The sequence below is a fragment of the Cupriavidus sp. P-10 genome, from assembly GCF_003402535.2.
Classification (GTDB): Bacteria; Pseudomonadota; Gammaproteobacteria; order Burkholderiales; family Burkholderiaceae; genus Cupriavidus.
Genome location: NZ_AP025170.1, coordinates 2,083,480 through 2,109,821 on the forward strand (window position 1 = coordinate 2,083,480; position 26,342 = coordinate 2,109,821).

The 26,342-nt window shown below is 66.3% G+C and carries 27 protein-coding genes and 1 pseudogene; 7 read left to right on the top strand and 21 right to left on the bottom strand.

Translation table 11 applies throughout. The annotated features are described in order from the left end of the window. Nucleotides 1-30 precede the first annotated feature (30 nt). Nucleotides 31-1,788, top strand: coding sequence for an ABC transporter ATP-binding protein/permease (locus tag CTP10_RS09575; protein WP_116320508.1), 1,758 nt, complete (start codon nucleotides 31-33; stop codon nucleotides 1,786-1,788). A gap of 268 nt (nucleotides 1,789-2,056) precedes the next feature. After that, nucleotides 2,057-2,482: pseudogene (locus tag CTP10_RS09580) on the top strand (MmgE/PrpD family protein); the annotation flags it as partial. On the opposite strand, the gene CTP10_RS09585 reads toward CTP10_RS09580, so the two are convergent. Continuing rightward, the gene (locus CTP10_RS09585) at nucleotides 2,413-2,682 is read right to left on the bottom strand and encodes a tripartite tricarboxylate transporter substrate-binding protein (RefSeq protein WP_271815686.1); all 270 of its coding nucleotides are present in this window, start codon (nucleotides 2,680-2,682) and stop codon (nucleotides 2,413-2,415) included. The pseudogene CTP10_RS09580 and the gene CTP10_RS09585 overlap by 70 nt on opposite strands. Between CTP10_RS09585 and CTP10_RS09590 the strand changes: the two genes are divergently transcribed. Further along, a complete protein-coding gene (locus CTP10_RS09590) occupies nucleotides 2,609-2,767 on the top strand; it encodes a hypothetical protein (RefSeq protein ID WP_233528182.1) in 159 nt (52 codons plus the stop codon). The genes CTP10_RS09585 and CTP10_RS09590 overlap by 74 nt on opposite strands. A gap of 18 nt (nucleotides 2,768-2,785) precedes the next feature. Here the strand turns inward: CTP10_RS09590 and CTP10_RS09595 are convergent, their stop codons facing one another. Further along, the gene (locus CTP10_RS09595; protein WP_116320555.1) at nucleotides 2,786-3,217 is read right to left on the bottom strand and encodes a universal stress protein; all 432 of its coding nucleotides are present in this window, start codon (nucleotides 3,215-3,217) and stop codon (nucleotides 2,786-2,788) included. A 124-nt stretch (nucleotides 3,218-3,341) separates the two neighbouring features. Further along, nucleotides 3,342-4,325, bottom strand: a complete 984-nt coding sequence (locus CTP10_RS09600) for a Bug family tripartite tricarboxylate transporter substrate binding protein (RefSeq protein WP_116320506.1) — start codon at nucleotides 4,323-4,325, stop codon at nucleotides 3,342-3,344. Between the two features lie 240 nt (nucleotides 4,326-4,565). Between CTP10_RS09600 and CTP10_RS09605 the strand changes: the two genes are divergently transcribed. Then, entirely contained in the window at nucleotides 4,566-4,889 is a 324-nt protein-coding gene (locus CTP10_RS09605) for a hypothetical protein (protein WP_116320505.1), read from the top strand. Between the two features lie 73 nt (nucleotides 4,890-4,962). On the opposite strand, the gene aceB is transcribed toward CTP10_RS09605, so the two are convergent. After that, entirely contained in the window at nucleotides 4,963-6,549 is a 1,587-nt protein-coding gene (gene aceB, locus CTP10_RS09610; protein WP_116320504.1) for a malate synthase A, read from the bottom strand. 49 nt (nucleotides 6,550-6,598) lie between these two features. After that, the gene (locus tag CTP10_RS09615) at nucleotides 6,599-7,300 is read right to left on the bottom strand and encodes a haloacid dehalogenase type II (RefSeq protein WP_116320503.1); all 702 of its coding nucleotides are present in this window, start codon (nucleotides 7,298-7,300) and stop codon (nucleotides 6,599-6,601) included. Nucleotides 7,301-7,583: 283 nt separating this feature from the next. Here CTP10_RS09615 and CTP10_RS09620 point away from each other — a divergent pair, with 283 nt between their 5' ends. Together CTP10_RS09620 and CTP10_RS09625 are read left to right on the top strand one after the other, a co-directional pair. Beyond that, a complete protein-coding gene (locus CTP10_RS09620; RefSeq protein WP_116320502.1) occupies nucleotides 7,584-8,534 on the top strand; it encodes a LysR family transcriptional regulator in 951 nt (316 codons plus the stop codon). Nucleotides 8,535-8,709: 175 nt separating this feature from the next. Continuing rightward, on the top strand, nucleotides 8,710-9,144 hold the full coding sequence (locus CTP10_RS09625) for a universal stress protein (RefSeq protein WP_092308857.1): 435 nt from the start codon (nucleotides 8,710-8,712) through the stop codon (nucleotides 9,142-9,144). Nucleotides 9,145-9,225: 81 nt separating this feature from the next. On the opposite strand, the gene CTP10_RS09630 is transcribed toward CTP10_RS09625, so the two are convergent. Then, nucleotides 9,226-9,987, bottom strand: coding sequence for a M48 family metalloprotease (locus CTP10_RS09630; protein WP_116320501.1), 762 nt, complete (start codon nucleotides 9,985-9,987; stop codon nucleotides 9,226-9,228). A gap of 283 nt (nucleotides 9,988-10,270) precedes the next feature. Here CTP10_RS09630 and CTP10_RS09635 point away from each other — a divergent pair, with 283 nt between their 5' ends. Next, nucleotides 10,271-10,609 (top strand): penicillin-binding protein, encoded by a 339-nt coding sequence (locus tag CTP10_RS09635; RefSeq protein WP_233528176.1) that lies wholly within the window; start codon nucleotides 10,271-10,273, stop codon nucleotides 10,607-10,609. Between the two features lie 310 nt (nucleotides 10,610-10,919). Here CTP10_RS09635 and aceA read toward each other — a convergent pair whose 3' ends face one another. The 15 genes from aceA to CTP10_RS09710 all read right to left on the bottom strand — a co-directional run bounded on the left by aceA (nucleotide 10,920) and on the right by CTP10_RS09710 (nucleotide 26,340). After that, nucleotides 10,920-12,215 carry an isocitrate lyase gene (gene aceA / locus CTP10_RS09640; protein WP_116320500.1) on the bottom strand — a complete coding sequence of 432 codons (1,296 nt, stop codon included), beginning with the start codon at nucleotides 12,213-12,215 and terminating at the stop codon, nucleotides 10,920-10,922. Nucleotides 12,216-12,600: 385 nt separating this feature from the next. Then, nucleotides 12,601-13,017 carry a gamma-glutamylcyclotransferase family protein gene (locus CTP10_RS09645; RefSeq protein WP_116320499.1) on the bottom strand — a complete coding sequence of 139 codons (417 nt, stop codon included), beginning with the start codon at nucleotides 13,015-13,017 and terminating at the stop codon, nucleotides 12,601-12,603. Between the two features lie 2 nt (nucleotides 13,018-13,019). Beyond that, a complete protein-coding gene (gene rraA, locus CTP10_RS09650; protein ID WP_116320498.1) occupies nucleotides 13,020-13,517 on the bottom strand; it encodes a ribonuclease E activity regulator RraA in 498 nt (165 codons plus the stop codon). A 49-nt stretch (nucleotides 13,518-13,566) separates the two neighbouring features. Beyond that, a complete protein-coding gene (locus CTP10_RS09655; protein WP_116320553.1) occupies nucleotides 13,567-15,249 on the bottom strand; it encodes a thiamine pyrophosphate-dependent enzyme in 1,683 nt (560 codons plus the stop codon). Between the two features lie 145 nt (nucleotides 15,250-15,394). After that, nucleotides 15,395-16,645, bottom strand: coding sequence for an MFS transporter (locus tag CTP10_RS09660; RefSeq protein ID WP_116320497.1), 1,251 nt, complete (start codon nucleotides 16,643-16,645; stop codon nucleotides 15,395-15,397). 140 nt (nucleotides 16,646-16,785) lie between these two features. Then, nucleotides 16,786-17,640, bottom strand: a complete 855-nt coding sequence (locus tag CTP10_RS09665) for a LytR/AlgR family response regulator transcription factor (protein ID WP_116320496.1) — start codon at nucleotides 17,638-17,640, stop codon at nucleotides 16,786-16,788. 105 nt (nucleotides 17,641-17,745) lie between these two features. Next, the gene (locus CTP10_RS09670) at nucleotides 17,746-18,909 is read right to left on the bottom strand and encodes a sensor histidine kinase (protein ID WP_116320495.1); all 1,164 of its coding nucleotides are present in this window, start codon (nucleotides 18,907-18,909) and stop codon (nucleotides 17,746-17,748) included. Nucleotides 18,910-18,918: 9 nt separating this feature from the next. After that, complete coding sequence (locus CTP10_RS09675) at nucleotides 18,919-19,314, bottom strand: terminase (RefSeq protein WP_116320494.1); 396 nt, start codon at nucleotides 19,312-19,314, stop codon at nucleotides 18,919-18,921. 309 nt (nucleotides 19,315-19,623) lie between these two features. Continuing rightward, on the bottom strand, nucleotides 19,624-20,568 hold the full coding sequence (locus CTP10_RS09680; RefSeq protein WP_116320493.1) for a CysB family HTH-type transcriptional regulator: 945 nt from the start codon (nucleotides 20,566-20,568) through the stop codon (nucleotides 19,624-19,626). Continuing rightward, the gene (locus CTP10_RS09685; protein ID WP_116320492.1) at nucleotides 20,565-21,677 is read right to left on the bottom strand and encodes a sulfate/molybdate ABC transporter ATP-binding protein; all 1,113 of its coding nucleotides are present in this window, start codon (nucleotides 21,675-21,677) and stop codon (nucleotides 20,565-20,567) included. Before CTP10_RS09685 ends, CTP10_RS09680 begins: the two co-directional genes overlap by 4 nt. 11 nt (nucleotides 21,678-21,688) lie before the next feature. Continuing rightward, nucleotides 21,689-22,639, bottom strand: coding sequence for a sulfate ABC transporter permease subunit CysW (gene cysW, locus CTP10_RS09690; RefSeq protein WP_233528175.1), 951 nt, complete (start codon nucleotides 22,637-22,639; stop codon nucleotides 21,689-21,691). A 1-nt stretch (nucleotide 22,640) separates the two neighbouring features. Then, complete coding sequence (cysT, locus tag CTP10_RS09695) at nucleotides 22,641-23,594, bottom strand: sulfate ABC transporter permease subunit CysT (protein ID WP_116320491.1); 954 nt, start codon at nucleotides 23,592-23,594, stop codon at nucleotides 22,641-22,643. Between the two features lie 153 nt (nucleotides 23,595-23,747). Continuing rightward, nucleotides 23,748-24,434: an RBBP9/YdeN family alpha/beta hydrolase gene (locus tag CTP10_RS09700; protein WP_116320490.1), complete on the bottom strand. Its 687-nt coding sequence runs from the start codon at nucleotides 24,432-24,434 to the stop codon at nucleotides 23,748-23,750. Continuing rightward, nucleotides 24,431-25,294 carry an EAL domain-containing protein gene (locus tag CTP10_RS09705; protein WP_116320489.1) on the bottom strand — a complete coding sequence of 288 codons (864 nt, stop codon included), beginning with the start codon at nucleotides 25,292-25,294 and terminating at the stop codon, nucleotides 24,431-24,433. Before CTP10_RS09705 ends, CTP10_RS09700 begins: the two co-directional genes overlap by 4 nt. 104 nt (nucleotides 25,295-25,398) lie before the next feature. After that, nucleotides 25,399-26,340 (bottom strand): ATP-binding cassette domain-containing protein, encoded by a 942-nt coding sequence (locus CTP10_RS09710; protein ID WP_116320488.1) that lies wholly within the window; start codon nucleotides 26,338-26,340, stop codon nucleotides 25,399-25,401. Nucleotides 26,341-26,342 lie beyond the last annotated feature (2 nt).

Below are 26,342 nucleotides of genomic sequence, written 5' to 3' on the forward strand. Positions count from 1 at the left end.
GCAGGGAATCCGTCAGCGCTGGAGAATCAGATGAGCGTTGTTCCCGAGCCGAGGGTCGCCGGCACCACTTCGGGCCGCAGGAAACGTCCGGGCGCCCCCACCCGCCATGTGTGGACCCGTTACTGGGCCATTGCCCGACCCTACTGGTTCTCGCAGGAGCGATGGAAGGCGTCCGGCCTGCTGCTCCTTTTGATCCTGCTGCTGCTTGGGCAGACGCAGGCCGAGGTCTGGATCAACGAACAAACCGGCGAATTCACTTCGGCCCTGGCGGCGCAAGATGCCGACCGCTTCTGGGACTCGATCCAAAAGTGCCTCTACATCCTGCTCGCCGCCGTTCCCATCTACTCCTCCTACTACTACCTGCGCAACAAACTCAGCCTGCTGTGGCGACGATGGCTCACCCGTCACTACCTCGACGGGTACTTCAAGGACCGGACTTACTACAAGCTCAACGCCAACGCGGCGATCGACAATCCGGACCAGCGGATCACCGAAGACATCAACACCTTCACCAAGCAATCGCTGTACTTCCTGTCTATCGGCATCGGCGCGCTGCTGCAGCTGATCGCCTTCAGCGCCGTCCTGTGGTCGATTTCCCAGATGCTGGTCTACTTCCTGGTGGTCTATGCCATCGCCGGCAGCTTTATCTCCATCTACTGCTTCGGGCGCGTGCTGATCGGGCTGAACTTCTTCCAGCTCAAGCGCGAGGCGGACTTCCGCTTCAGCCTGATCCGGGTGCGCGAGAACGCCGAATCGATCGCCTTCTACCGTGGCGAGGCGCTGGAGTCGTCGCACGTCAGCGGCCGCTTCGAGCATGCCTTCCGCAACTTCGACAAGCTCATCAAGTGGCAGTTGAGCCTGAATACGTTCCAGTACGGCTACGGCTTCCTCACCATCATGCTGCCAAGCGCCATCGTCGCCTCGCATGTGCTGTCCGGGGAAATGGAAGTCGGGCGCGCGATCCAGGCCGCGGGGGCGTTTGCCGCGGTGCTGAATGCGCTGACGGTAATCGTCGACAACTTCGAAGACCTGGCCCGCTTCGTCGCCGGGCTGGACCGGCTCGACACCTTCGCCGGCACGCTCGCGGCCACGCCGGCGAAAACCGCCGAACCGGCGCCGACGATCGAATCGGTGCAGGATTCGCGCCTGTCCCTGCTGCACGTGACGCTGCGCACGCCCAACCTGGAACGCACGCTGGTGCGTGACCTGACGGTGTCGGCCAATCCCGGCGAAGGGCTGCTGATCGTCGGTGCCAGCGGCGGCGGCAAGAGCTCGCTGATGCGCGCCATGGCCGGCTTGTGGACCAGCGGCAGCGGCTGCATCGTGCGGCCCAGGCCGCAGGACATGCTGTTCCTGCCGCAGCACCCGTACATGGTGGTCGGCAGCCTGCGCGGCCAGTTGCTGTACCCCAATCACATCGGGCAGCACATCCCCGACGACGAACTGATCCGGTTGCTTGAGCTTGTCAATCTGGGCAGCATCGTCGAGCGCTTCGGCGGGCTCGATACCGAAGTGGACTGGGGCAAGGTACTGTCGCTGGGCGAGCAGCAGCGGCTGACGATGGGGCGCGTGCTGCTGTCGCGGCCGCGCTATGTGATGCTCGACGAGGCCACCAGCGCGCTCGATATCGGCAACGAGGAAGGCATGTACCAGTTGCTGGCCGGCATGGATGCGACGCTGGTCAGCGTCAGCCACCGTCCCTCGCTGCTCAAGTACCACCACCAGGTGCTGGAGCTCGATGGCACTGGCGGCTGGAAGGTGCATCCGAGCCAGGGCTTCCGCTTCTGACGGCCCCGCGCGGGCGTGTTCGCATTCCGGCAACCGCCGGCTCGCGAATCGGCATTTGAGCCGCACGGCGGCTGCCCCTACCATCAGACCCGGTGGTATGGAAAACGCAGCGCACGCCCACGAGCTCCGATGACAAGTCCCGCGCCCATCACAATGACCTTGGAACGCGTCCTGCACGTGCTGCGGGCCTTCCGTTCCGAACGCACGTCTCAACGTCTCGGTCTCGCTGTCGGTGCCCGACCAGCTCGATATCCTTCGGAGAACTCGGCCAGTTCGCGGCGCCACGGTCTGGCTCAAGGCGTACTGCGCCTGTTATTGCACGCATGCGTATATCGACGCTGTGCGCCCGTTCGCGGCGCGCCGCGCCGAGATCGCCGGCATCCAGGCACGCATCCATCCGGCCTTCAACGTGGTGGTCGGCACCGCCAATGCCAATGCGTACGAGCCGAAGAACATCGAGCATGTCCAGTTCAGCCTGCCGACGCAGATGGCCTTCGCCGTGCTTGGCATGGGCAATGGCTGCAAGGTGCATCGCGACTACCTCGACGGCAAGCTCGACATGGCCCCGGTGCTGGACGTCGCGCGCGGCATCGCCATCACCGAGGCGCCCGAACTGGAGGCGCGCTATCCGGGCAAGTTCGTCGCCGACGTGACCGTGACCTTCCGCGATGGCAGCACCGAGCATGTGTTAGTGGAGGCTGGCGCGGCATGCCAGGTTCGTGCGTTCCTGACCAGTTCGTCGGACAAGCGTTCGACCACCGGCGCGGGCGTTGACACCGGTGCCAGCGCGCCGATCCACGAGGCCACCAGGTAGTCGGCGATGCCCGCCTGCGCCGTGGTCGGAACGTCCGGGATCTCGCCCCAGCGCCCGGCGCTGGCGATGTACGTCGATATCGCCGACCGCCGCCAGTTCCTCAGCCAGTTGCCGAAAGAAGATGCGCACTGGAAGCGCATCGCGCAACTGTCGAAGGAATCCTGACTGGCGGATTGCGCAAGCTCAGCGGTAGACGAGCACGGGGATCCTGCAGTGCGTCAGCACCTTCTGGGTTTCGCTACCGACCAGCAGCCCCTCCAGCCCGCGCCGGCCGTGCGACGCCATGAAGATCACGTCACAGCCGTGCTTGGCGGCGGCATCGATAATGCCCTTGTACGGCACCGACACGCTCATGTCGGTCTGGCAGGTCACGCCCGCCGCGGTGGCCGCCGCGACAACCTCGGCGAGTAGCGCGTTGGCCCGCTCGGCCTCATGTTCCTCATACGCCTTTCGCCGCGGATGACCGGCATCGCCCGAGGACAGGTAGGGATACTCCTCCATGCACGTATACGCCGTCAGCTTCGCATCGCCCGCCTTGACGAAATTGAGCGCCGCCGCCATGGCGACCTTGGAAAGCTCCGAGCCATCGGTGGCCAGCAAGATGTGCTTGAACACGATTCCCTCCATAGGCTGCTGATTCTTGCTTGCCGCGGCAGGGGCACCGCGGCAAGGTTCAGTATGGACAATAAATCGCCCCGCGGCAGAGCCCGTCGCTGGAGATCGGATGTCCGTGGCGGTTTCAATTCTCGATCTTGAACCCGATGTCCTTGATGAACTGGCCCCAACGCGCATGATCGGTCCGGATCTGCGCGGCAAACGCCTCGGGCGTGACCGCCTGCGCCGGCAGCACGCCAATGCCGGCCAGCCGCTTCTGGTACGCCGGATCCGCCAGCACCTTGCGCACGGCTTCGGAGACGGTATCGACCGTGGCCTTGGACATGCCCTTCGGCCCGAACAGCGCGAAATAGCCGCTAAGTTGCTCCATCTCCTGGAAACCCAGCTCGCGGAATGTCGGCGCACCGGGCGCCATGTCCGAGCGTTCCGGCATGGTGGTCGCCAGCACCTTGGTCTTGCCGGCCTGGTACAGCGGCACGCCGGTGGTCAGGCCGTCGATCATCAGCGGCACCACGCCACCCACCAGGTCTTGCGTGGCAGGCGCCGAGCCCTTGTACAGCACCGGCTCCAGGTTGGTGCCTGCCAGCCGGTTGAACAGCAGCGGGCCAAAGTGCGACGACGTGCCCGGGCCGTATGAGGCCGAGTGGATCGGCTTGCCCGGGTTGGCCCTGGAATACGCGATCAGTTCCTTCAGCGTGGAATATGGTGCGTCCTTGTTGGCGGCAAGCAGCACCGGGGCACGGCCGAGTTCGGCGAGCGCGGTGAGGTCGGTCAGCGGGTCATAGGGCACGCGGTTGATATGCGCGCCCGAGGTGGCGGACGAACCCAGCGTCACCAGCAGCGTCTGGCCGTCGTTCCTGGCACGGATGACGTCCTGGGTGGCGGGAATGGTGGCGCCGCCCGGCTTGTTCTCCACCACCACGGACTGGCCCGTCACGCGGGCCAGATAGTCGGCAAACAGCCGCGCCACCACGTCAGTACCGCCGCCGGGCGGATATGCCACCACCAGCCGGATCGGCCGCGCTGGCCACTGCTGCGCCATGGCGCAGGGCGCGATGCCGGCGGTTGCGGCAAGCACTGCGGTGCCCAGGAACTGTCGACGGTCCATGTCTGAAGTCTCCGCGTTGATGTTGTCCGGCCGCGCTGGCGGCGGGTACTACATATTAGGAAGTGTTGGGGCGCGGGACATGGGGGGTTTTCCATCATGCCGCGGACCGGGATTGCGCCCGCGCTGGGCTGTCCCCGTGACTTCTTGCTACGCTGCTATGTAAGCCGGCTGTCGTCCTCGCATGCGTGCGCGCGTGTGAACTCTGCGCACCACCGGCTCGGCGCGGCCAAAGGAGTGATCATGCAAGAGCTGGCTTTTCGCACCATGCTGTACCGCTACTTTTTCTTCAACTGGCTGTTCCGTGACGCCAGCCAGGGAAGCCGGGCCGAACGTGCCCACGCCTGGCATTTCAACAAGGCGCGTGCGCACTGGCTGCCGACGTATATGCGGCGCTGGCTGTGGTGCGGGGTCTTTTTCTATGCGCTGGGCAGCGTGGTGGAAGGCGTGCTGTGCGCGCCGGTGCTGTCGGCGCTGTTCTACGTGCCGGGCGCGCTCAGCGTGCCGGTCAATGTGATCATCATGGTGCTCTGGGTCGGGCTGAAGACGCTGCCCGGGCCGCTGTGAAGCGAGGCCGGAAACAAAAAAACCGCAGCCATCAGGCTGCGGTTCCTGGTCATGCCGGAGCAGTGCGGCCCGCTCAGACTTCTTCGTACAGCGGCAGCGTCAGGAACTCGGCGAAATCCTCCGAGGTCGACATCTGCTCGAAGATCTCGGCAGCGCGGTCATAGGTCTTGGTGTCGCCACCAACCAGTTCCTTTACCTTGGCCAGTTCTTCCGGAATCAGCTTGCGCACCAGCTCGGCCGTGACCTTGGTGCCGTCTTCCAGCTTGCCCTTCGGCGAACGGATCCACTGCCACACCTGCGAGCGCGAGATCTCGGCGGTGGCGGCGTCTTCCATCAGGTTGTGGATCGGCACGCAGCCGTTGCCATCCAGCCAGGCGCCCAGGTAGTGGATGCCGACGTTGATGTTCATGCGCAGGCCGTGCTCGGTGATCGGCGTTTCCGGCTTGAAGTCGAGCAGGTCGGCGCCCTTCACTTGCACGTCCGGACGTTGCTTCTCGAACTGGTTCGGCTTGTCGCCCAGCACCGCGACGAATTCCTTCATCGCCGGCTCGACCAGGCCCGGGTGCGCCACCCAGCCGCCGTCGTAGCCGTCGGTGGCATCGCGGCGCTTGTCGCTGATGATGCCTTCCATGGCGATGGCGTTCTTCTCCGGATCGTTCTTGATCGGGATCAGCGCGCTCATGCCGCCGATGGCGGGGGCGCCGCGGGAGTGGCAGGTCTTGAGCAGCAGCAGCGCGTAGGCGCGCATGAACGGCGCGGTCATGGTGACCTTGGCGCGGTCGGCCAGGCAGAAGTCCTTGTCGTTCTTGAACTTCTTGATGCACGAGAAGATGTAGTCCCAGCGGCCGGCGTTCAGGCCGGCGCTGTGCTCGCGCAGCTCATACAGGATCTCTTCCATCTCGAACGCGGCGAGGATGGTCTCGATCAGCACGGTGGCCTTGATGGTGCCTTGCGGCAGGCCGACTTCCTTCTGCGCCATCACGAAGATGTCGTTCCACAGGCGCGCTTCCAGATGGCTTTCCATCTTGGGCAGGTAGAAGAACGGGCCGGCGCCGCGGGCGATCTGCTCTTTCGCGTTGTGGAACAGGAACAGCGCGAAGTCGAAGATGCCGCCCGAGACGCGCTTGCCGTCGATGGTGACGTGCTTTTCGTCCAGGTGCCAGCCGCGCGGACGCACCTGCAGCGTGGCGATCTTGTCGTTCAGCTTGTATTGCTTGCCCTTCGACTCCAGGGTCAGCGTGCGGCGCACGGCGGCCTTCAGGTTGACCTGGCCCTGCAGCTGGTTGTGCCAGTTGGGGGTGTTGGAGTCCTCGAAGTCGGTCATGTAGCTGTCAGCGCCCGAGTTGAAGGCGTTGATCACCATCTTGGCTTCGACCGGGCCGGTGATTTCCACGCGGCGCAGTTCCAGTGCCTTGGGCACCGGGGCAACCTTCCAGTCGCCTTCGCGGATGTTCTTGGTTTCCGGCAGGAAATCGGGGACTTCGCCGGCGTCCAGGCGCTTGGCGCGCTCGACGCGCGCGGCCAGCAGCTCCTGACGGCGCGGCTCGAAGGCGCGGTGCAGCTTGTCTACCAGGGCCAGGGCTTCCGGCGTGAGGATATCTTCGTAGGCCGGCAGGATTTCGCCGGTAATCTTCATGCCCGCGGGCAGCGTGATAGCCATCAGTGTTCTCCTGTAAACGATAGCGATAGCTTGGTTATTGGGACGCCTGCTACACGGCCACGCCATGGGCGCGGACGAATTCGAGCAGGTCGTTCATGTCGTGCCCGGTGCCGGAGGGGGCTACGTCGAGCCGCTCCGCCGGGTGGCCGGCACGGTTGATCCAGAAGGTGGTGTAGCCAAACCAGGTGGCGCCGCAGGCGTCCCAGCCGTTGGACGAGACGAACAGCATCTCCTGCGCGTCCAGCCCGAAGGCCAGCGGCCCCAATGCATAGGCAGCCGGCGCGGTCTTGTACTGGCGCACCGCGTCGACCGACAGCACATGGTCGAACAGGCCGTTCATGCCGGCGCTCTTGACCGAGATGTCGAGCATCTCGGCATTGCCGTTGGACAGGATGCCCAGCGGCAGCCCCGCCTTGCGCAGGCGCTTGAGCGCGCCCAGGTTTTCCGGGAAGGCCGACAGGCAGGCGTATTCCTTGAGCAGCTGGGCTTCGGTGGCCTCGTCCAGCGGCAGGCCCAGGCGCTCGGCGGCGTATCGCAGCGCGTCCACGGTGATGGCCCAGAACGGCTTGTAGTGCGCGCCGTCGTGCCCGGCCATGGTGCGGATGCGCGTGTAGTCGATCTGGCGGTCGCGCCACAGCAGCGCCAACGCCTCGCCGCGGCCCGGGAACAATTGTTCCGCGCGCGCGGTGACGGAATACACGTCGAACAGCGTGCCGTAGGCATCGAAGACGACTGCGCGGATCTTGTTCATGGGGCGCTGGCAACCTGTATCTAGCAACGTGTGCCGGTGTCGGACCACAACTGCGTGGCCGTGTACACCGATGAATGCATCGCATTGTAGGGAGACGCTGCACTGCGGCAAAGGTGCCCCGGGTCACTTGATCTTTTACTTTTAGACCACTAATCTTGGCTGACTAAAACGATACTCCGCACTAAATCCTCGCGCATTGGACGCCAAGCAGCACGCCACCACGCATCGGGCGTGACCGCGCCGGCACAAAACGCGCGGGCTGGGCGTTACTCGGCGAACATTTGTGGACCATTTCAAACAGTTGGAGACTTTTGTATCCGTCGCGTCGCGCGGCAGCCTGTCGGCGGCAGCAGCGGCGGAGGGCGTGGCGCCGGCCATCATCGGGCGCCGCATCGATGCGCTGGAAGAGCGGCTGGGCGTGAAGTTACTGGTACGCACCACGCGCAAGATCAGCCTGACCTTCGAAGGCTCGGCCTTCCTGGAGGATTGCCAGCGCATCCTGAACGACCTGCACAACGCCGAGGCCAGCGTCTCGGCCGGCGGCGTCAAGGCCAGCGGCCACCTGCGCGTGACTGCGCCGGCCGGCTATGGCCGCAAGCACGTGGCGCCGCTGGTGCCGCTGTTCACTGAATCGCACCCGGACGTATCGATCACGCTCGACCTGTCCGATCGCGTGGTCGACCTGGTCAACGAAGGCTTCGACTGCGCGATCCGGCTGGGCGACCTGCCCGACTCCAGCCTGGTCTCGATCCGGCTGGCCGAGACCCGGCGCGTGGTGGTGGCCTCGCCTGACTACCTGGCCCGCGCCGGCCGCCCCAACACGCCGGAAGACCTGCAGCGGCACAACTGCCTGGCTTTCGGCGCCAGCGCCAACGTACAGCGCGGCTGGGTATTCACGGAAGACGGCCGCTCGGTGACGGTCAAGGTCGGCGGCACCATGGAATGCACCGACGGCGCGGTGCTGCATGAGTGGTGCCTGCAGGGCCACGGACTGGCGTGGCGCTCGTGGTGGGAGGTCGGCAACGAAATCGCCAGCGGCCGGCTGGTCACGGTGCTGGACGACTTCCAGGCGCCGCCGATCGGCATCCATGCGGTGTTCCCGCAGCGCAAGCACCTGCCGCTGCGGGTGCGGCTGTTTATCGACCACCTGAAGAACACCTACGGCAACCCGGCCTACTGGCGCCGGGCGGAGCAGGCTGCCGCCATGCCGGTGGCAGCGGCGCTGGCGGACTGACAGCCAGCGCAAGGGCTCCGGCTGGGACGGTTTTGTTGCAATTGATTTTGCACAATGCCGTACTCGGCACACTGACTACAATGGATTCAGACAGGCGCTTTCCACCGCCCCGGCATCGCCCCACCGGCGCAGGGCGGCCGCCCTGCCCCTTCCCTAGTCAGCAAAGGAGCCCCGCATGTTCCAACATATCCTGCTACCCACCGACGGCTCGGAACTCTCCAAGAAGGCCATCAACGGCGGGCTGGAACTCGCCAAGGCCATCGGCGCGCGCGTCACGGCCTATGTCTGCCTGGAGGAGTATCCCTACACCCCGTTCAGCGAAATCGTGGTCGAGGCGCCGCAGGCCTTCAAGGACCGCATCGAGAACCAGGCCAAGCTCTACCTGAAGGAAATCGAGAACCTGGCGACCGCGGCCGGCGTCACCTTCGACGCCGACATGTCGACCTTCGCCGTGCCCTACCTCGGCATCATCGACGCCGCCGAGCGCCATGGGTGCGACGTGATCTTCATGGCGTCGCATGGCCGGCGCGGGCTGTCCGGCCTGCTGCTCGGCAGCGAAACGCAGAAGGTGCTGACGCATACCGATATCCCGGTCATCGTGTATCGCTGACCCCCGGCCTGCTTCGGCAGAAAGCACAACGCCCGCACCGGGCTGTCCGGTGCGGGCGTTGTCATGGGTGCGCCCGGTAGCTTACGAAGCCTTGCGAATCCGCTCCTCCATATGCCTGGCGCGGTCATCCGACCCCGGGTGCGACGAGAACATGCCCGACTTGCCGCCATCGAGCTTGGCCAGCTTCTGGAACGCCGTCACCAGGCCGCGCGTGTTGGCCTTGTTTTTGGTCAGCAGGTCGAACGAGTAGTCATCGGCCGCGCTTTCCTGCGACTGCGAGAACTGCGCGTTGATCAGCTTCTCGCCCAGCTCGCCCAGTTGCGACGACGACAGCGCGGCAACCGCGTTGTTGCCTGCCGCCGCGGCCGCGCCACGCGCGGCCGTCGCCGTGTAGGCGACCTGCATGGCCTTCCGGGTGTGGCCCAGCGCCACATGACCCAGCTCGTGGCCCAGCACGCCACGCACTTCATCGTCGGTCATCATGTCCATCAGGCCGCTGTAGACACGCACGCAGCCGTTGGCCATGGCCCAGGCGTTGACGTCCTTGGTCATGTACACCTTGGCGTTGACGTTGGGCACGTTGCTGCCATTCAGGCCGCTCATGATCTTGGCCAGGCGCTTGCCGTACGTGGTATTAGCGCCGGCGATCTTGTTGGTCTTGTCCGACTCGGCGCAGGCCTGGTCGGACAGGCTCTTGACGTCCGCGTCGCTCAGTGTCGCGGCCTTGGCCAGCGAGGAGCCGGCGGACACCATGCCGTCGATATTGGTGGGCATGCCGCCGGAGCAGCCGGCCAGCAGTGCGGCCACGACGGCGCAGGTAGCGAGAGAGCGTGATGCTTTCATGATGTTGTTCTTGGGAGTGGCTCGGAAGGTGCCGACAATGGCCGGGGCACTTTATGGCATCCACTTGCCGCCTGCATCACCCAAATGCAATAAATCGTCAGATATGACAATTTATTGCATTTCGCACTTCCGGCATGCCCGGACCCTCCGCAGCGCATCCGGTGGCTTCGCATGGAATCTTCGCCAATGTCGCCTAATCTTGTGGCAGGGCGATCAGCGAGTGGAAATTCGCACAAAGTCGCAACGCGTACATGTTCGGCCGGGGCTGAAGGAAGGTGTCATCATGATGCGACTTTCACTACTAGCCAGCGGCGGCATCCTGGCGCTTTCGGCATGCACGACCCCGGCCGGAACAGGCGCCTTTACGGTCATGACGCCGGCCAGCTTCGATCGCACCTTCACCGCGGCAGCAGGGGCAATGCAGGACCAGGGACTGGCGATCAGCGTCGCGGACCCGGTTAGTGGCGTAGTGGTCGGCAGCCTGGAAAGCAGCACGGTGATGGCCGGTGTGGATCAGATGGCAGACGGCCACGTGCAGGTGTCGTTCGACAGCATGGGTGCAAGCGACCCAGCGTTGATGGCGCGCATTTCGCGCAGCTACAACCGCCGCATGGGGCGTTAAACGCATGGGGCAGCACCTCTGTTTAGAGGGATGCAAGACCCGGGCGCGTGTACGACCATGGTTATGGGCGGTTTCGTCGACTCGCCCACTCTTCAAGCCCTTCATGCCCTCGCCCACCCCTGGCCGAGGGCTTTTCTCTTTTTGTACGTCAACATCTCTGCCCGGAGCCGATCAAGGTGAGCATCGCATTGGAAACAAAAAAGCGCGCCGTCCCTGAGAGAGAACGGCGCGTCGCCTAAATTGAGGAGCGTGATGGTCTCACGCCCCCCGTTCCGCCGGACCCACTAGCCGGCGGAGGTGACCAGGAGAGTCAGGCCACTTTCTTGTCGTCGAAGAACTGCTCGTCTTCGGTCGAACCCTTCAGCGCAGTCGTCGAAGACTTGCCGCCTTCGATGGTCTGCGTCACGGCATCGAAGTAGCCGGTGCCGACTTCGCGCTGGTGCTTGACCGCGGTGAAGCCCTTCTCGGCTGCCTTGAACTCGGCTTCCTGCAGTTCCACGAATGCGCTCATCTGGTTGCGGGCGTAGCCGTAGGCCAGGTTGAACATCGAGTAGTTCAGCGAGTGGAAGCCGGCCAGCGTGATGAACTGGAACTTGTAGCCCATGGCGCCCAGTTCCTTCTGGAACTTAGCAATGGTGGCGTCGTCCAGGTTCTTCTTCCAGTTGAACGAGGGCGAGCAGTTGTAGGCCAGCATCTTGCCCGGGAACTTGGCGTGCACGGCTTCGGCAAACTTCTTGGCGAATTCGAGGTCCGGCTTGCCGGTTTCGCACCACACCAGGTCAGCCACTTCGGCGTAGGCCAGGGCGCGCGAAATCGACTGCTCCAGGCCGTTCCTGACGCGGTAGAAGCCTTCCACAGTGCGCTCGCCGGTGCAGAACGGCTTGTCGTTGTCGTCCACGTCCGAGGTCAGCAGGTCGGCGGCTTCCGCATCGGTACGGGCGATCACCAGGGTAGGCACGCCCGACACGTCGGCGGCCAGGCGGGCAGCGGTCAGCTTGGCGACGGCTTCGCGGGTCGGCACCAGCACCTTGCCGCCCATGTGGCCGCACTTCTTGACCGAAGCGAGCTGGTCTTCGAAGTGAACGCCGGCGGCGCCCGCTTCGATCATGGACTTCATCAGTTCGAAGGCGTTCAGCACGCCGCCGAAACCGGCTTCGGCGTCAGCCACGATCGGGGCAAAGAAGTCGGTGTCGCCCTTGCCTTCGCTCCACTGGATCTGGTCGGCGCGCTGGAAGGTGTTGTTGATGCGCTTGACGACTTGCGGCACCGAGTTGGCCGGGTACAGCGACTGGTCGGGGTACATTTCACCGGCCAGGTTGGCGTCGCCGGCGACTTGCCAGCCCGACAGGTAGATGGCCTTCAGGCCGGCCTTCACTTGCTGCATGGCCTGGTTGCCGGTCAGCGCGCCCAGCGAGTTGACGAACGGCTCGGTGTGCAGCAGGTTCCACAGCTTTTCAGAGCCGCGGCGTGCCAGGGTGTGCTCCACCTGAACCGAACCACGCAAGCGCACGACATCTTCGGCGGTGAAGTTGCGCGTGATGCCCTTCCAGCGGGGATTGGTATCCCAGTCTTTTTGCAGGGCCTGGATCTGTTCTTGGCGGTTCATGGTCACTCTCCTGAAGCTGCTTGGGGATGGCTGAGAATCTCTTGATTACCTGCCTTGGGGCGCCGCCATGCAGGGGCGTTGTTTGCGTCTCAAGTCATCTGTCTTATATAAGAGTTTAGGGAATGCTCCCGCGTCGCAACAACCCTTAACTGAAGTTGTTGCTTAGTTTTTTTCTTCAATTAATTCAACGACTTGCAAAATTTATTTCACGATACGGGACATAATCTTTCATCATGAGAAATGGAGTTGTGCTCCGCAAACCATGCATTTCTGCGGACCGCAACGACTTTCCACATCGTGAAAAATTGAAGGAAAAGTCATGCGGGCAAAGAAAAACGGCGCCGCAGGGGCGCCGTTGATCGGCTGTCATTGACCGGTACTGCTTTCAGGCTCCGGCAAGGTCGCGCGCGCGGCGATAGGCCACCCAGTCACCGCTGCCAATGTGCGGCAACGTGGCCACGGCGGCTTCCGCCACCGGATACAGCAGGCAGGCGACAGGCTTGCCATCCTGCTGCACCGCGCATTCCTCGCGCACGAACAGCGTAGCCTGCCCCGGATAGACCTCTTCGATCTCGTCCAGCACCGGCAGCAGCGCATCGGGGATGTCATAGATATCCCCGACAACCGGCCCGGCCGTCGCATCCAGCACCAGGCCAGGATAGGTCCCGAAGTCATAGAGCCGGCCCGCCAACGTGGCCGTGCCCAGCAACGTGGGCGCCGTGATGCCGTGCCGCTGCGCGGCCGCATTCAGGTCGTTGACCTCGCCGGCGCGCAGCGTGCCGTAGACAAAGACGCGCGGCATGCTCAGCCCTCCAGCTTGTCGTCCGAGACCAGCACGCCGTCGGCATCGACGTAGATCCAGTTGCCCGGACGCACGACCGCGCCAGGCATCTGCACCGTGACTTCGCTTTCACCGACATTGCGCTTCTGGCTCTTCTGCGGATGCGCGGCAAGCGCGCGGATGCCGATGTCGCACACATCCAGCTCGGCGCTGTCGCGCACGCAACCGTTGACGACGATGCCGGCCCACCCGTTCTTCTCGGCCAGCAGGCCGAGGTTGCCGCCGACCAGCGCGCAACGCAGCGAGCCGCCACCGTCGATCACCAGGACCCGGCCTTGGCCCGGCGCTTCCAGCACGGTGCGCACGAGTGAATTGTCTTCGAACACCTTCAGCGTCGCGGCCGGGCCGGCAAAGGCGCCCTGCTTGCCCCAGGCGCGGAACACCGGCGCCATTACGCGCAGGGTGCCGGCGGCGAGACGGTCTTCATGGGCGTCGCACAGGTCGGTGGTGACAGGCTTCATCAATGGTCTCCTGATGGATGGTAAGAATCCGTGGCGGCCCGCACCGCGCTCAGTTCGGCCGGCTGGCCAGCGCCTGCGCGCGGATCGCGCTGAGCGTGGTGCGCGGCGTGATCACGTCGGGATCGACGCGGATCTCGATCAGCGTCGACACCGGCGCCTCCAGCGCGGCGCGCAGCGCGGGGGCGAAGGCCTCGGTCTTGGTCACGGTTTCGCCGCGCGCACCATAGGCGCGCGCCAGCGCGGCAAAGTCTGGGTTGTGCAGCTCGGTGCCCGATACGCGGGTCGGGTATTCGCGTTCCTGGTGCATCCGGATAGTGCCGTACATGCCGTTATTGACGACGATGAACACCACCGGCGCCTGGTACTGCATGGCGGTAGCAAGTTCCTGGCCATTCATCAGGAAGCAGCCGTCGCCGGCCAGCGCCACCACGGTGCGCTGCGGGAAGGCGATCTTGGCGCCGACCGCGGCGGGCACGCCGTAGCCCATCGCGCCGCTGGTCGGCGCCAGCTGGCCGCGGCCGCCGTTGCGGAACGGGCGGTAGTGGAAATAGCGATGCAGCCAGCTGGCGTAGTTGCCGGCGCCGTTGGTGACCACCGCATCGTCCGGCAGCATCTGGTCGAGCGTGCGGATGACCTCGGCCATGTCGACGCCCTGCCCTGTAAATGCCGGTGGCTGCAGGTAACGCTCGTAGTCCGCGTGGGCCGCTTCGGTCCAGGCCTGCCAGCGCGGCACGGCGGCAGGCTGCAGCGCTGCCAGCCGCGCCGCGATGGCCGGCATCGAAGCGTGGATCATCAGGTCGGCCTGGTAGACGCTGCCCAGTTCCTCGGCACCGGCATGCACGTGCACCAGCGTTTGCGCGGGCCGCGGCGCGGCGATCAGCGCGTAGCCGCCGGTGGTCATCTCGCCCAGGCGCGGGCCGATCGCCAGCACCAGGTCGGATTGCCGGATACGCTCGGCCAGCGCCGGGTTGATGCCAATGCCGACATCGCCGGCATAGTTGGGATGGCGGTTGTCGAACAGGTCCTGCCCGCGGAAGGCGCAGCCGACCGGCAGCGCAAAGCGTTCGGCGAAGGCCTGCAGGTCGGCGCAGGCCTGCGGCGTCCAGCCGCTGCCGCCGGCCAGCACGAAGGGCCGCTCGGCGGCTTCGAGCATTTGCGCAAGGCGCGCCATCTCCGGGTCGCCCGGCCAGCTCAGCACGCGCTCGTAGCCGCGCAACTGCGGCACCGAGGCGGTCTGCGCCAGCATGTCCTCCGGCAGCGCCAGCACCACCGGGCCCGGCCGGCCCGAGGTAGCGGTCTGGTAGGCGCGCGCGATGTATTCCGGGATGCGCTCGACCCGGTCGATCTGCGCCACCCACTTGGCCATCTGGCCGAACATGCGGCGGTAGTCGATTTCCTGAAAGGCTTCGCGGTCCATGAAATCGGTGCCGACCTGGCCGATGAACAGGATCATCGGCGTCGAGTCCTGGAACGCCGTATGCACGCCGATGCTGGCATTGGTGGCGCCGGGGCCGCGCGTACAGAAGGCCAGCCCGGGGCGGCCGGTCAGCTTGCCGTAGGCTTCGGCCATGACCGCGGCGCCGCCTTCCTGGCGGCAGACGATAAAGCGCAACTGGTCGCGGCGGTGATGGAAGCCGTCGAGCACCGCCAGGTAGCTTTCGCCCGGCACGCCGAAGGCAAGCTCGGCGCCATGCGCCAGCAGCGCGTCAACGAGAATATGGCCGCCCAACATCGGCACCTCGCTGGCTTTGTGCGAATCGGGAGTGTCAGGGTTCGAATGGCCCGGCGTGGCAGTCATGGAAACATCCTCGAGGCAGGCTGGAACAATGCAGGACGCGCAGAAGGCAGGCAATGGTGGCCGGCTGCGCCGGCCCGGTTCAGGCTGCCGGCGCAGCAGCCCCGCGGCGCGAGCGGTTGCCGTTGCCCACCGTCACCGCGGTAAAGATCGAGATCAGCTGGAAGCCACCGATCATGAAGAACACCCAGGCCGGCAGGCGCGCGTCCATCAGCGCGCCGAAGAACAGCGGCCCGCAGGCCAGGCCGATGTCGAGGCCGGAATAGACCACGCCGTAGACGCGCCCGGTGGCGCCGGCGGGCGCGGCGGCGCGCACCAGCAGGTCGCGCGACGGTCCGGCGGTGCCGGCGCCAAACCCGATCACACCCATCAGCACCGGCACCAGCAGTGCGGGGAACAGGTTCAGCCCGACCAGGATGGCGATCAGGCCGGAGACCGTAAAGCTGACGGCGATCAGCCGGTCATGGTTGCTGGTGCGGCTGGCGGCAAAGCCGCCGACGACCATGCCGCCGGCGCTGCACAGCATGTAGATGGTGTACGACGCCGTGGCCAGCGTGAACGGCATGCCGTACAGGTAGGTCAGCGCGGTCGGGGCAAAGCTCTGGATGCCCGCAGCGGAGAACGTGGTCAGCAGGAAGAACGCCCAGCACACCCACACCTGCGGCAGCCTCAGGAAGCCCAGCAGGCTGCCGCCGGCGGCCTTGGCGCCAGGCCGGCCCACGGCGCCGCGCACCTCGCGCGGGTCCAGCACATGGCGCAGCACCACCAGTACGGCCAGCACCACGAAGGCCACCACCGAGGCCGACGCCAGCGCCACGCGCCAGCTGGCCAGGTTGGCGATGGTGACCAGGAACAGCGGCGCCGCGGCCCAGCCCAGGTTGCCGGAAATGCCGTGCACCGAGAACGCATGGCCCAGCCGCGGCTGCGACACGTGCTTGTTCAGCAGCGTGAAGTCGGCCGGGTGGAACACGCCGTTGCCCAGCCCCGCCACCGCCGCGCCGGCCAGCAGCGCGGCATAGCCATTGCTGGCCGACAGCAGCAACGCCGAGCTGCCCAGGAAGGCCAGGCCGGCGAACAGCACCGGCCGCGCACCGAAGCGGTCCACCACGAAGCCCGAGGCGGTCTGCACCACCGCCGACACGGCGAAAAACACCGTCATCAGCAGCCCCAGCTCCGCATAGCTCAATCCGAACTCGGTCTTGATCCATGGGAACAGCGGCGCCAGCAGCAGGTGATAGAAATGCGAGACCCCATGGGCCAGCCCGACCAGCCCGATCACCTGGGCGTCATGACGAAGCGGATTGCGGGCGGGATCGAGGGCGGCGGTGGACATGGCGCGGGCGGAAGGTGTTGTAGCGGACTGCGGCAGGAGTGATGCGCGCAGCGAATAAAAATGCGGGCCGAAGCCCGCATCATAGAGGAAAACCGCGCCACGCTGCAGCCGGGTGGCGGCTGCGCCGCTTGCCGCAATGCCTACATCTGCTTGAACAGATGCGCGTACTGGCGCGCCACCGGCAGCAGTTCGGGCCGGTCGCGCAGCCGCAGCGACAGCCGCCCCAGCGACTGGTTGACCGCGCTTGCCACGCAATCGATGTTGACCACCGTGCCGCGGTGGACCTGCCAGAAACGCTCCGGATCCAGTTGCTGGGTCAGTTCGCGCAGGCTGGTGCGGATCAGCGCCTCGCCGGCGCTGGAGACCACATTGACGTACTTGTCGGTCGCTTCCAGGTAAATCACCTCGTCGACCGGGATGATTCGCACCTCCTGCCCGACCAGCGCCTTGATAAAGCGCAGGTACTGGCGCTGCGTCGCGCCGCCGGCGCCGGGCGTGGCGTGCTCGAGGGACTCCAGCCGCGCCAGCAACTGCCCCAGACGGTCGGTGTCGAGCATGGCGGCCTCCGCCTCGGCGCTGTCGTCCGCTTCGCCATCCTCCTCGTCGTCCGCCATGTCGGCCATCGTCTGCAGCCGTTCCTTGAGGCGGCACACGGTCGCTTCCAGCCGCTCGCGCTGCACCGGCTTGAGCACATAATCGACAGCGGCACGCTCGAAGGCTTCCAGCGCAAACTGGTCATAGGCGGTCACAAAGACCACCAGCGGCGGGATATCAAATTCGATCAGCTCGCGCGCCACGTCCATGCCGCTCATGCCCGGCATGCGGATATCCAGGAAGGCCACGCGCGGCTGGAACTCGCGTGCGGCGGCGAGCGCGGCCATGCCGTCGTGCACGACCGAGACGATACGGGCCTCGGGCCACAGCGACTTCAGTTCGGATTCCAGCACGCGCGCGAGCAGCGCTTCGTCGTCGGCGATCAGAAGGGTCGGGGTCATGGGGGCGATGGTTGGGGGCAGTGAAGAAATCCGGGGCGATGCTGGCGGCGCCGCCCTGCGCAGCGCCTTGGGTTGTCTTCGTGCAGGCGATCCTTACAGGCGCGTTCAGGTCCGCTGGATGGCCGGTGACGACACCGGCATGCTCTCCGGCACCGTGACCGTCTGCGTCAGGGTCGGCGACTCGACCGGACGCACCAGCGGCAGCGTCAGCCGCACCACCACGCCGCGCGGCGTGTTTTCTTCCATCTGCATGCTGGCGGCGGCTCCGAAAATCCGCGCCAGCCGCTCGCGCACATGGGTGATGCCCAGCCCCGAGCCCTTGCCGGACGCATGGCCGAAGCCCACGCCGGTATCGGCAATGATCACCTGCACCGCATCGTCGCCGGCAGCGCGGGCCGACAGGCGGATATGGCCGCCGATCATGCAAGGCTCGATGCCGTGCGTCACCGCGTTTTCCACCAATGGCTGGATCAGCATCGGCGGGATCTCGACCTTGGCCAGCTCGCGCGGCAGGTCAACGTCATACGACAGCCGCTGGCCGAAGCGCATGCCCTGGATATCCAGGTAGCTGCGCAGCAGCTCGAACTCCTGCCGCAGCGTGCATTGCTCGGCGCGGGTATGGGCCAGCGACATGCGCAGGAAGCCGATCAGGCGCTGCAGCAGCTGGCGCGCGGCGGGCGGGTCGGTGGCGATCAGGCCGTCGAGGTTGGCCAGCGAGTTGAACAGGAAATGCGGCTCGATCTGTGCCTGCAGCGCCATCAGTTGCGCGCGTACCAGCTGCTTTTCCGCTTCCTCGCGCTGCAGCGCGTCAAGCGCGGCCTGGCGCTCCAGGTAGGCGAGCTTCTCGCGCGACCAGTAGAAGTAGATCATCGACGCCGATGCCAGCATGCCCACCACCAGGCACATGCGCAGCATGTCGCCGGTTTCGGCCACCGACTTGGGCGGCAGGTCCAGCGCCACGCGCGTGGCCCAGCCGCCGATCACCACGCCGGTCGGCACCGCGGCGGCGGCCAGCAGCAGGAACGGCCAGCGGCGCGGCCGGTCGTTCCACCAGATCACGACGCGGGGGATATCGATCAGCAACCAGATCGACAGTCCGATCAGCTGGCTGTAGACAAAGTTGTGCCAGAGCGTACCCCCGGTCTGGAAGCCGTAGTTGAGGCTGACGGCAATCACCGTGTTCATGCAGAGCACGAACAGCAGGTCGCGGCCGAGGATGGTGAGCCGCGACGGGGGCGCGGTGGCGACAGTCGAGAAGCAGCGTTCCATGGCGATATGTTAGCGTTGGCCGGTCTCGGCGCAATCCCGGGTGGTGACGGGCGTACCACACTGACCAATCAGCGTGCGCCACCACTGCCCCGACAGCACATAGCGCGGGAAGGTGATCCATTGCTCGGCGAAGATCCGTCCGGCGATGTCCGCCGGTCCGGCAAACGGCTCCGGCGCGCTGGCCTCCAGCCGGTGCCCGCGCCCCTGCAGCGCCAGCGACATGCCCATGCATACCAGCCCCAGCGCCACCGCAGGCAAGCTCAGCCGCAAGATGCCATAGGCGCCCAGCACCGTGCCCGCCATAAACATCGGCACGGCCACGATATGCAGCAGCAGGTTGCGGGGATGCTGGTGGTTGCGGCCATAGCCGCGCCACTGCCAGCGCAGTAGCGGTTCGTCGCGCATGATCGTCTCTCTCCCTTGCCCTCTTTCCTTGCCCACCTTCCTGGCCCAGGTACAGGCCGGACGGGCAGCCGCGCGCAATATCTGTTGCACTGCGGAAGACGCGCGGCGCAAGCCTGGCTGGCAATGCGCGGCACGTGCAAGGACTTTACCCTTCACCCGGGCGCGAAGAAAGCCTGTTGCGACGAACGGTGGGCACGGGGCGCGAACGGCACCGTGCGGGGGCAGACGGCGCGCGCGGAAGGCGGCAAGGTGCCGCCGGCGCCATCCGGGGCCGGGCCAGGCCCGGCGCGAGGACGCTGCGAGTGCCGCTCAGGCCGCCAGCGCCTGCCGGTCCTGTTCCGACAGCGCGCTGCTGACGGTGTCGCGCGACAGGTGCGGCGCGAACATATTGATGAAGGCGTGCGCGTAGCCGCGCAGGTAGGCGCCGCGGCGCAGGGCCACGCTGGTGGTGTTGGATGCGAACAGGTGGTCGGCGTTGATGCGCACCAGCCCCGAGTCCTTGCGCTCGTCATACGCCATCGAGGCGATGATGCCCACGCCCAGTTCCAGCTCGGCATAGGTCTTGATCACGTCGGCGTCCAGCGCGGTGAGCACGATCTCCGGCTGCAGCCCCGCTTCGGCGAAAGCGCTGTCGATCTTGCGGCGGCCGGTGAAGCCGGCGTCGTAGGTAATGAGCTGGAAGCCGGCCACGTCCTCGAGCGTCGGCTCGGGCAGGCGCGTGAGCGGATGGTCGGGCGACACCACCAGCACGTGCTGCCAGCTGTAGGCCTCGAACGAAGTCAGGCCGGCTTCTGTCGCCAGGGCTTCGGTGGCGATGCCGATATCGGCCTGCCCGGTCAGCAGCAGCTCGACGATATGCGTCGGCGACGCTTCCTGCAGCGCCAGCGTTACGTGCGGGTATTCGCGGCGGAAGGCCTGCACCACGCGCGGCAGCGCGTACCGTGCCTGCGTATGGGTGGTGGCCACGGTCAGGCGTCCGGTATGGCGGCCGGCAAACTCGTCGCCGGCCTGGCGCAGGTTCTCGGCCTCCAGCAGCAGGCGTTCGACGATGCGCACGATCTCGCGGCCCGGCTCGGTCAGCCCGGTCAGCCGCTTGCCATAGCGTTCGAAGATCTCGACGCCGAGTTCTTCTTCCAGCTCGCGGATCTGGCGCGACACGCCGGGCTGCGAGGTGTAGAGCGCGTTGGCGACCTCGGTCAGGTTGAACTGGCGGCGCACCGCCTCGCGGATCGATCGGAGTTGCTGGAAGTTCATCGTGCGGCCTCTTGTTTTTTGGTGGGGGCAGTGCCGTTGGATTGCGTAAAGACGCGCAGCTGGCGCGGCCGCACGGCGAGCAGTTCGCCCTCGCGGAAGCCCGCATGGCGGAAGCGCTCGAGCGGCAGCGCCACTTCGATCACGTCCTGGTTGTCTTCACGCTCGAGTTCGAGCTGGGCCACCGGGCCCAGCGTCAGCGCGCGGCGCAGCGTCACGGCGATGCCGTCGGCGCCGGGCGAATAGCGCTCCAGGTCCAGGTCATGCGGGCGCACATAGGCGACCGCATCGCCAGCGGTCTCGTGGCCGCTGCCGACCACCGGCAGCACCGCTTCGCCGGTATGCAGCAGGCCGCCGGTCTCGCCCACTTCCAGCCGCCCGTGGAACAGGTTCACGTTGCCGAGGAAGCCGAACACGAACGGCGTGGCCGGATGGTTGTAGACCGCCTCGGGCGAGCCGTACTGCTCGACGTGGCCGCGGTTCATCAGCACCACCTGGTCGGCCACTTCCAGCGCCTCTTCCTGGTCGTGCGTGACAAACACGCTGGTCACATGCAGTTCATCGTGCAGGCGGCGCAGCCAGCGGCGCAGTTCCTTGCGCACCTTGGCGTCGAGCGCGCCAAACGGTTCGTCGAGCAGCAGCACGCGCGGCTCCACCGCCAGCGCGCGCGCCAGCGCGATACGCTGGCGCTGGCCGCCGGACAGCTGCGACGGGTAGCGGTCGGCCAGCCAGTCAAGCTGGACCAGGTCGAGCAGCGAATGCACCTTCTCGCGGATCTGCGCTTCGCTCGGGCGTTCGGCGCGCGGCTTTACGCGCAGGCCGAAGGCCACGTTCTCGAACACGCTCATATGCTTGAACAGCGCGTAGTGCTGGAACACGAAGCCCACCTGGCGCTGGCGCACATGCTGGTCCGAGGCATCGCGCCCGGACAGCACGATCTGTCCCGCGTCGGCACGCTCCAGGCCGGCGATGATGCGCAGCAGCGTGGTCTTGCCGCAACCGGACGGCCCCAGCAGCGCGGTCAGCTCGCCTTCGTCGAAATCGAGCGAGACATTGTCCAGCGCGACGAAATCGCCAAAGCGCTTCTCTACGTTCTTGACCTGGATGCTCATGATGCCGTTCCTTACACGGATGCCTGCAGGGGGGTTCCAGCTGTTCCAGCCGTTGTTCCAATCGGCCGCTCGATCACGACCTCTTCCGTCTCTTTGCGCGCGCGCCATTCCACCAGCGTCTTGATGCCGAGGGTGACCAGCGCCAGCAGCGTCAGCAGCGAGGCCACCGCGAAGGCCGCCGCGAAGTTGTACTCGTTGTAGAGAATCTCTACGTGCAGCGGCATGGTGTTGGTCAGCCCGCGGATATGGCCCGACACCACCGACACCGCGCCGAACTCGCCCATCGCCCGCGCATTACAGAGGATCACGCCGTACAGCAGGCCCCAGCGGATATTGGGCAGCGTGATATGGCGGAAAGTCTGCCAGCCAGAGGCGCCCAGCACGATCGCGGCTTCTTCCTCTTCGCTGCCTTGCGCCTGCATCAGCGGGATCAACTCACGCGCGACGAAGGGGAAGGTCACGAAGATCGTCGCCAGCACGATGCCAGGCACCGCGAACATGATCTTGATGTCATGCGCTTCCAGCCACGGGCCGAACCAGCCCTGCGCGCCGAACAGCAGCACGTAGACCAGGCCCGAGATCACCGGCGACACCGAGAACGGCAGGTCGATCAGCGTGATCAGCAGGTTCTTGCCGCGGAACTCGAACTTGGCGATGGCCCATGCCGCCGCCACGCCGAACACCACGTTCAGCGGCACCGCGATCGCCGCCACCGTCAGCGTGAGCTGGATCGCGGCCACGGCATCGGGTTCGACCAGCGCTTCAAAGTAGGTCTGCACGCCCTTGCGCAGCGCTTCGTAGAAGACCGAAGCCAGCGGCACGAACAGGAACAGCGTGAGGAACAGCACCGCCAGCGTGATCAGCGTGTAGCGCACCCATGGTGCCTCGCCGGTGGCATCGAACTTGTGATGGGCCCGGTCCTGGCGCTGTGCGCCCAGGCGTCCCGAAACTGCGCCCGCCATGTCAGAACTCCTTGCCCGTCGCGGGCGCTTCCGGTGCAAGGGCAGCGCGCGCACCCGACTGGTGGCGGCGCGTCCAGGCCTGCAGCAGGTTGATCAACAGCAGCAGCCCGAACGAGATCACCAGCATCACCACGGCCACCGCGGTGGCGCCGGCATAGTCGTATTGCTCCAGCTTGGAATAGATCATCAGCGGCGCGATCTCCGACACCATCGGCATGTTGCCGGAGATAAACACCACCGAGCCGTACTCACCGGTGGCGCGCGCGAAGGACAGCGCAAAACCCGTCAGCAGCGCCGGCAGGATCGCCGGCAGGATCACGCGCTGGAACGTCTGCAGCCGGTTGGCGCCCAGGCTCGCGGCGGCCTCTTCCAGCTCCTGCTCCACGTCTTCCAGCACCGGCTGCACCGTGCGCACCACGAACGGCAGGCCGATGAAGGTCAGCGCCACTACCACGCCCAGCGGCGTGAACGCGACCTTGATGCCGAGCGGCTCCAGGTAGCGGCCGATCCAGCCGTTGCCGGCGAACAGCGCGGTCAGCGCGATACCGGCCACCGCGGTCGGCAGCGCGAACGGCAGGTCGACCAGCGCATCGATCAGGCGCTTGCCGAAAAAGCGGTAGCGCACCAGCACCCACGCGACGATCAGCCCGAACACCGTATTGACAATGGCCGCCACCAGCGACGCGCCAAAGCTCAGTTGCAGCGACGCCACCACGCGCGGCGACGAGATCGCGCTCCAGAACGCGTCCCACGTCATCGTGAACGTCTTCAGGAACGTCGCCGACAGCGGAATCAGGACGATCAGCGTGAGGTAGAACAGCGTGAAACCCAGCGACAGGCCAAAGCCGGGAAGCACCGTGAAGCGCTGCTTGGCGGGCCTGCGTGGCGCTCGCGAGGCCGGTGCATCGGGGGCGCCCGGCGTGGGGGCATCCGCCAGGGATAGGGATGGTGGCATGTCGTCTCGTCTGTGGTCGGCCGGCTTCGGGTGCCGCTGCGGGCTTGCGGCCGGTCCTTATGACGCTGGCGCATATTGCGCCGGCTTACGAGACAGATTCTGCAGACCCGCCTTTATAAAAAGAACGAATCTTTTTGAATTTTCTTAGACGGTTTAGATATATGGGGCGCCCGGCGCCACTTCCACACCGGCTTCCCATGGTGCTGGCGTCACCTCAGTGGCTCCCGCATCACCTGCATCCGCGATGCGTTGCACCAGCGTACCCAGCAATGCCAGACCCTCGGGCCAGTCACCCAGGCCGGAATCCGCGTTGATATGGCCCAGGATGCCAGCATCGATCAGTTCGCTGCCCCACAGCGTGCCCCAGCTGAAGGCGGTGCGCTGCGGCATCCAGGGATCGTTGCGGCTGGCCACCATGATGGTCGGGAACGGCAGGCGGTAGGTTGGCAGCAGGCCGGCGACGCCAAACTTGTCGGGATCGGCCGGCGCCACCAGCAGCGCGCCGGCGATACCCGCCGGGTCCAGCGACGCCTGCCGCAGAGCCGCCAGGCAGCCGAAGCTGTGCGCCACCAGCAGCGCGCCGCGCGAGGCGACGCGCTGCGCCCGCATCACGCCTTCGGAGACACGCTCGGCCCACAGCGGCAGGCTCGGGCGCGACCAGTCATGCTGCTCGACGCGCTGCCAGTCCGGGAAGCGCTGCTCCCAGCGGCTCTGCCAGTGCCCCGGGCCACTGCCATGCAGGCCCGGCACGGTCAGTACCTGCAGGTGCCGCGGGATTTCCAGGCGCGTAGCATGCGCCGCAGGAGATGGTCCTGCCGATGGCCCGATCGCTTGCGTCATACCGGCTCCTTGCTGAGTTCGTGTGCCGCTGGCGCGCCCGTGGCCGCCACTTGTGCCCGCAGTGCGGACGTGCTGACCAGCGCGCCGGCAAAGGCGCCCTGCCCCAGGTCGATACCAGCAGCCTGCAGCCGCTCAACGCTTTCGGCGTTCTGCAAGCGCCGGCCGATCAGCGTGACGCCGGCATTGGCGGCGCTGGCACGCAAGCCCGCCAGCTGGCGGTCGGTCCAGGTGCGGCGCATATCGAGCTTGAGCCATTCCGGCAATGCATGCGCCATCAGCGCGCCCGCCTCGGCCGGGTCCGACGCCTGCAGGCTGACCGCGAAGCCGTTGCGCCGGTAGTTGCCGACCACGTGCAGCAGCAGTGGCAAGTCGTCGTTGGCGCTGGCCGGCACCTGGATCACGAAGCGCTCCAGCGGCAACCCCAGCGATTGCAGCGCGCGCCGGAACGCGGCGCCATGGTCGTCGGCGACCGCTGCCAGCAGCCGGTTGTGCACGTTCAGCACCAGCTTGTGCGCGCCGTCGGCGGCAAAGTAGTTGATCGCGTGCAGCAGCCGCGACAGGCGGTCGAGCGACACCAGCGTGGTGTCGTCGGCGGCCATCGCGAACAGCTTCCACGCCGCCAGGCCCAGGCCATCGTCGGCATAGGTATGGATCGAGCCTTCGTGCGCCACGACCTGGCGGTCGGCCAGCGTCACCAGCGGCTCGAAGGCGCTGGTCAGCGAGCAATTGAAAAACTGTCCCTGCACCTGCCCGCGCGCGTCGCGCCACAGTTGCCGGTCGGCCAGCGGCTGGCGCGGCAGCGATTCCAGATAGCGTTGCAGCGGCTTGGCTGCGCTGGCGGGGTCATGCACGCCTGGCATGGCGAATTCCTTCGGTTGACCGGACCGCGTCGGGTCCCATGGTCGGATTGGTGATGGCAACGGCCTGCTGTCGCAGCGCGCGCCTGCCTGCTCATGATAGGAGTTCAACGGGCGCCGGCGAATGAAGATTCCGTCATGTCGATGTGCGTGCCGTCGTCGATGCGCTGCGCACGGCGCTTCGTGCCCGCATCGAGGGGCGAAGGCGCCGCCGGAGTCTGCCGCATCACGCGCTGCAGTACCGATGCTTCGAGTTGAGCGAAGCCGGCGGCGCCGCGCTCGCGCGGCCGCGCCAGCGCCACCGGCTCGTCCATGGCGATGTGGCCGTCCTCGATCAGCACGATGCGGTCGGCCAGTGCCACGGCCTCGGAGACGTCATGGGTCACCAGCAGCGCCGTGAAGCCAAGGCGCCGCCAAAGGCCTTCGATCAGGCCCTGCATTTCGATACGCGTGAGCGCGTCGAGCGCACCCAGCGGCTCGTCCAGCAACAATAGCTGCGGGTGATGCACCAGCGCGCGCGCCAGCGCCACGCGTTGCCGCTGGCCGCCGGACAGCCTTGCGGGCCACGCCTGTGCGCGGTCGGCCAGGCCCACCTGCGCCAGCACTTCGGCCGCCTCGCCACGCCGCGCGCGCGGCAGGCCCAGCGCCACGTTGTCCAGCACGCGCTTCCAAGGCAGCAGGCGCGCGTCCTGGAACATCACGCGCACGTCGGCGCCGCGCTTGCGGCTGCTTTTCGCGTGGTCTTGCGCGTCACCGTCGATCGCAATGGTGCCGGCATCGGCGCCTTCCAGCCCCGCCACCAGCCGCAGCAGCGTGCTCTTGCCGCAGCCGCTGCGCCCGACGATGGCGACGAATTCACCCGGCGCAACGTCGAGCGCCACATCGTGCAGCACCTCGCGGCCGTCGTAGCGCTTGACCACCTGGCGCAAGCGCAGCGCGACGCCACCAGTGCGGTGCGGAGCCTCTGCCTCGTGCCTGACTGCCTCGCGACGCGCGAGTCCCGCTTCCAGTTCGGCCAGCGCGGCCTGTTCCACCGGATACATCTGCATAA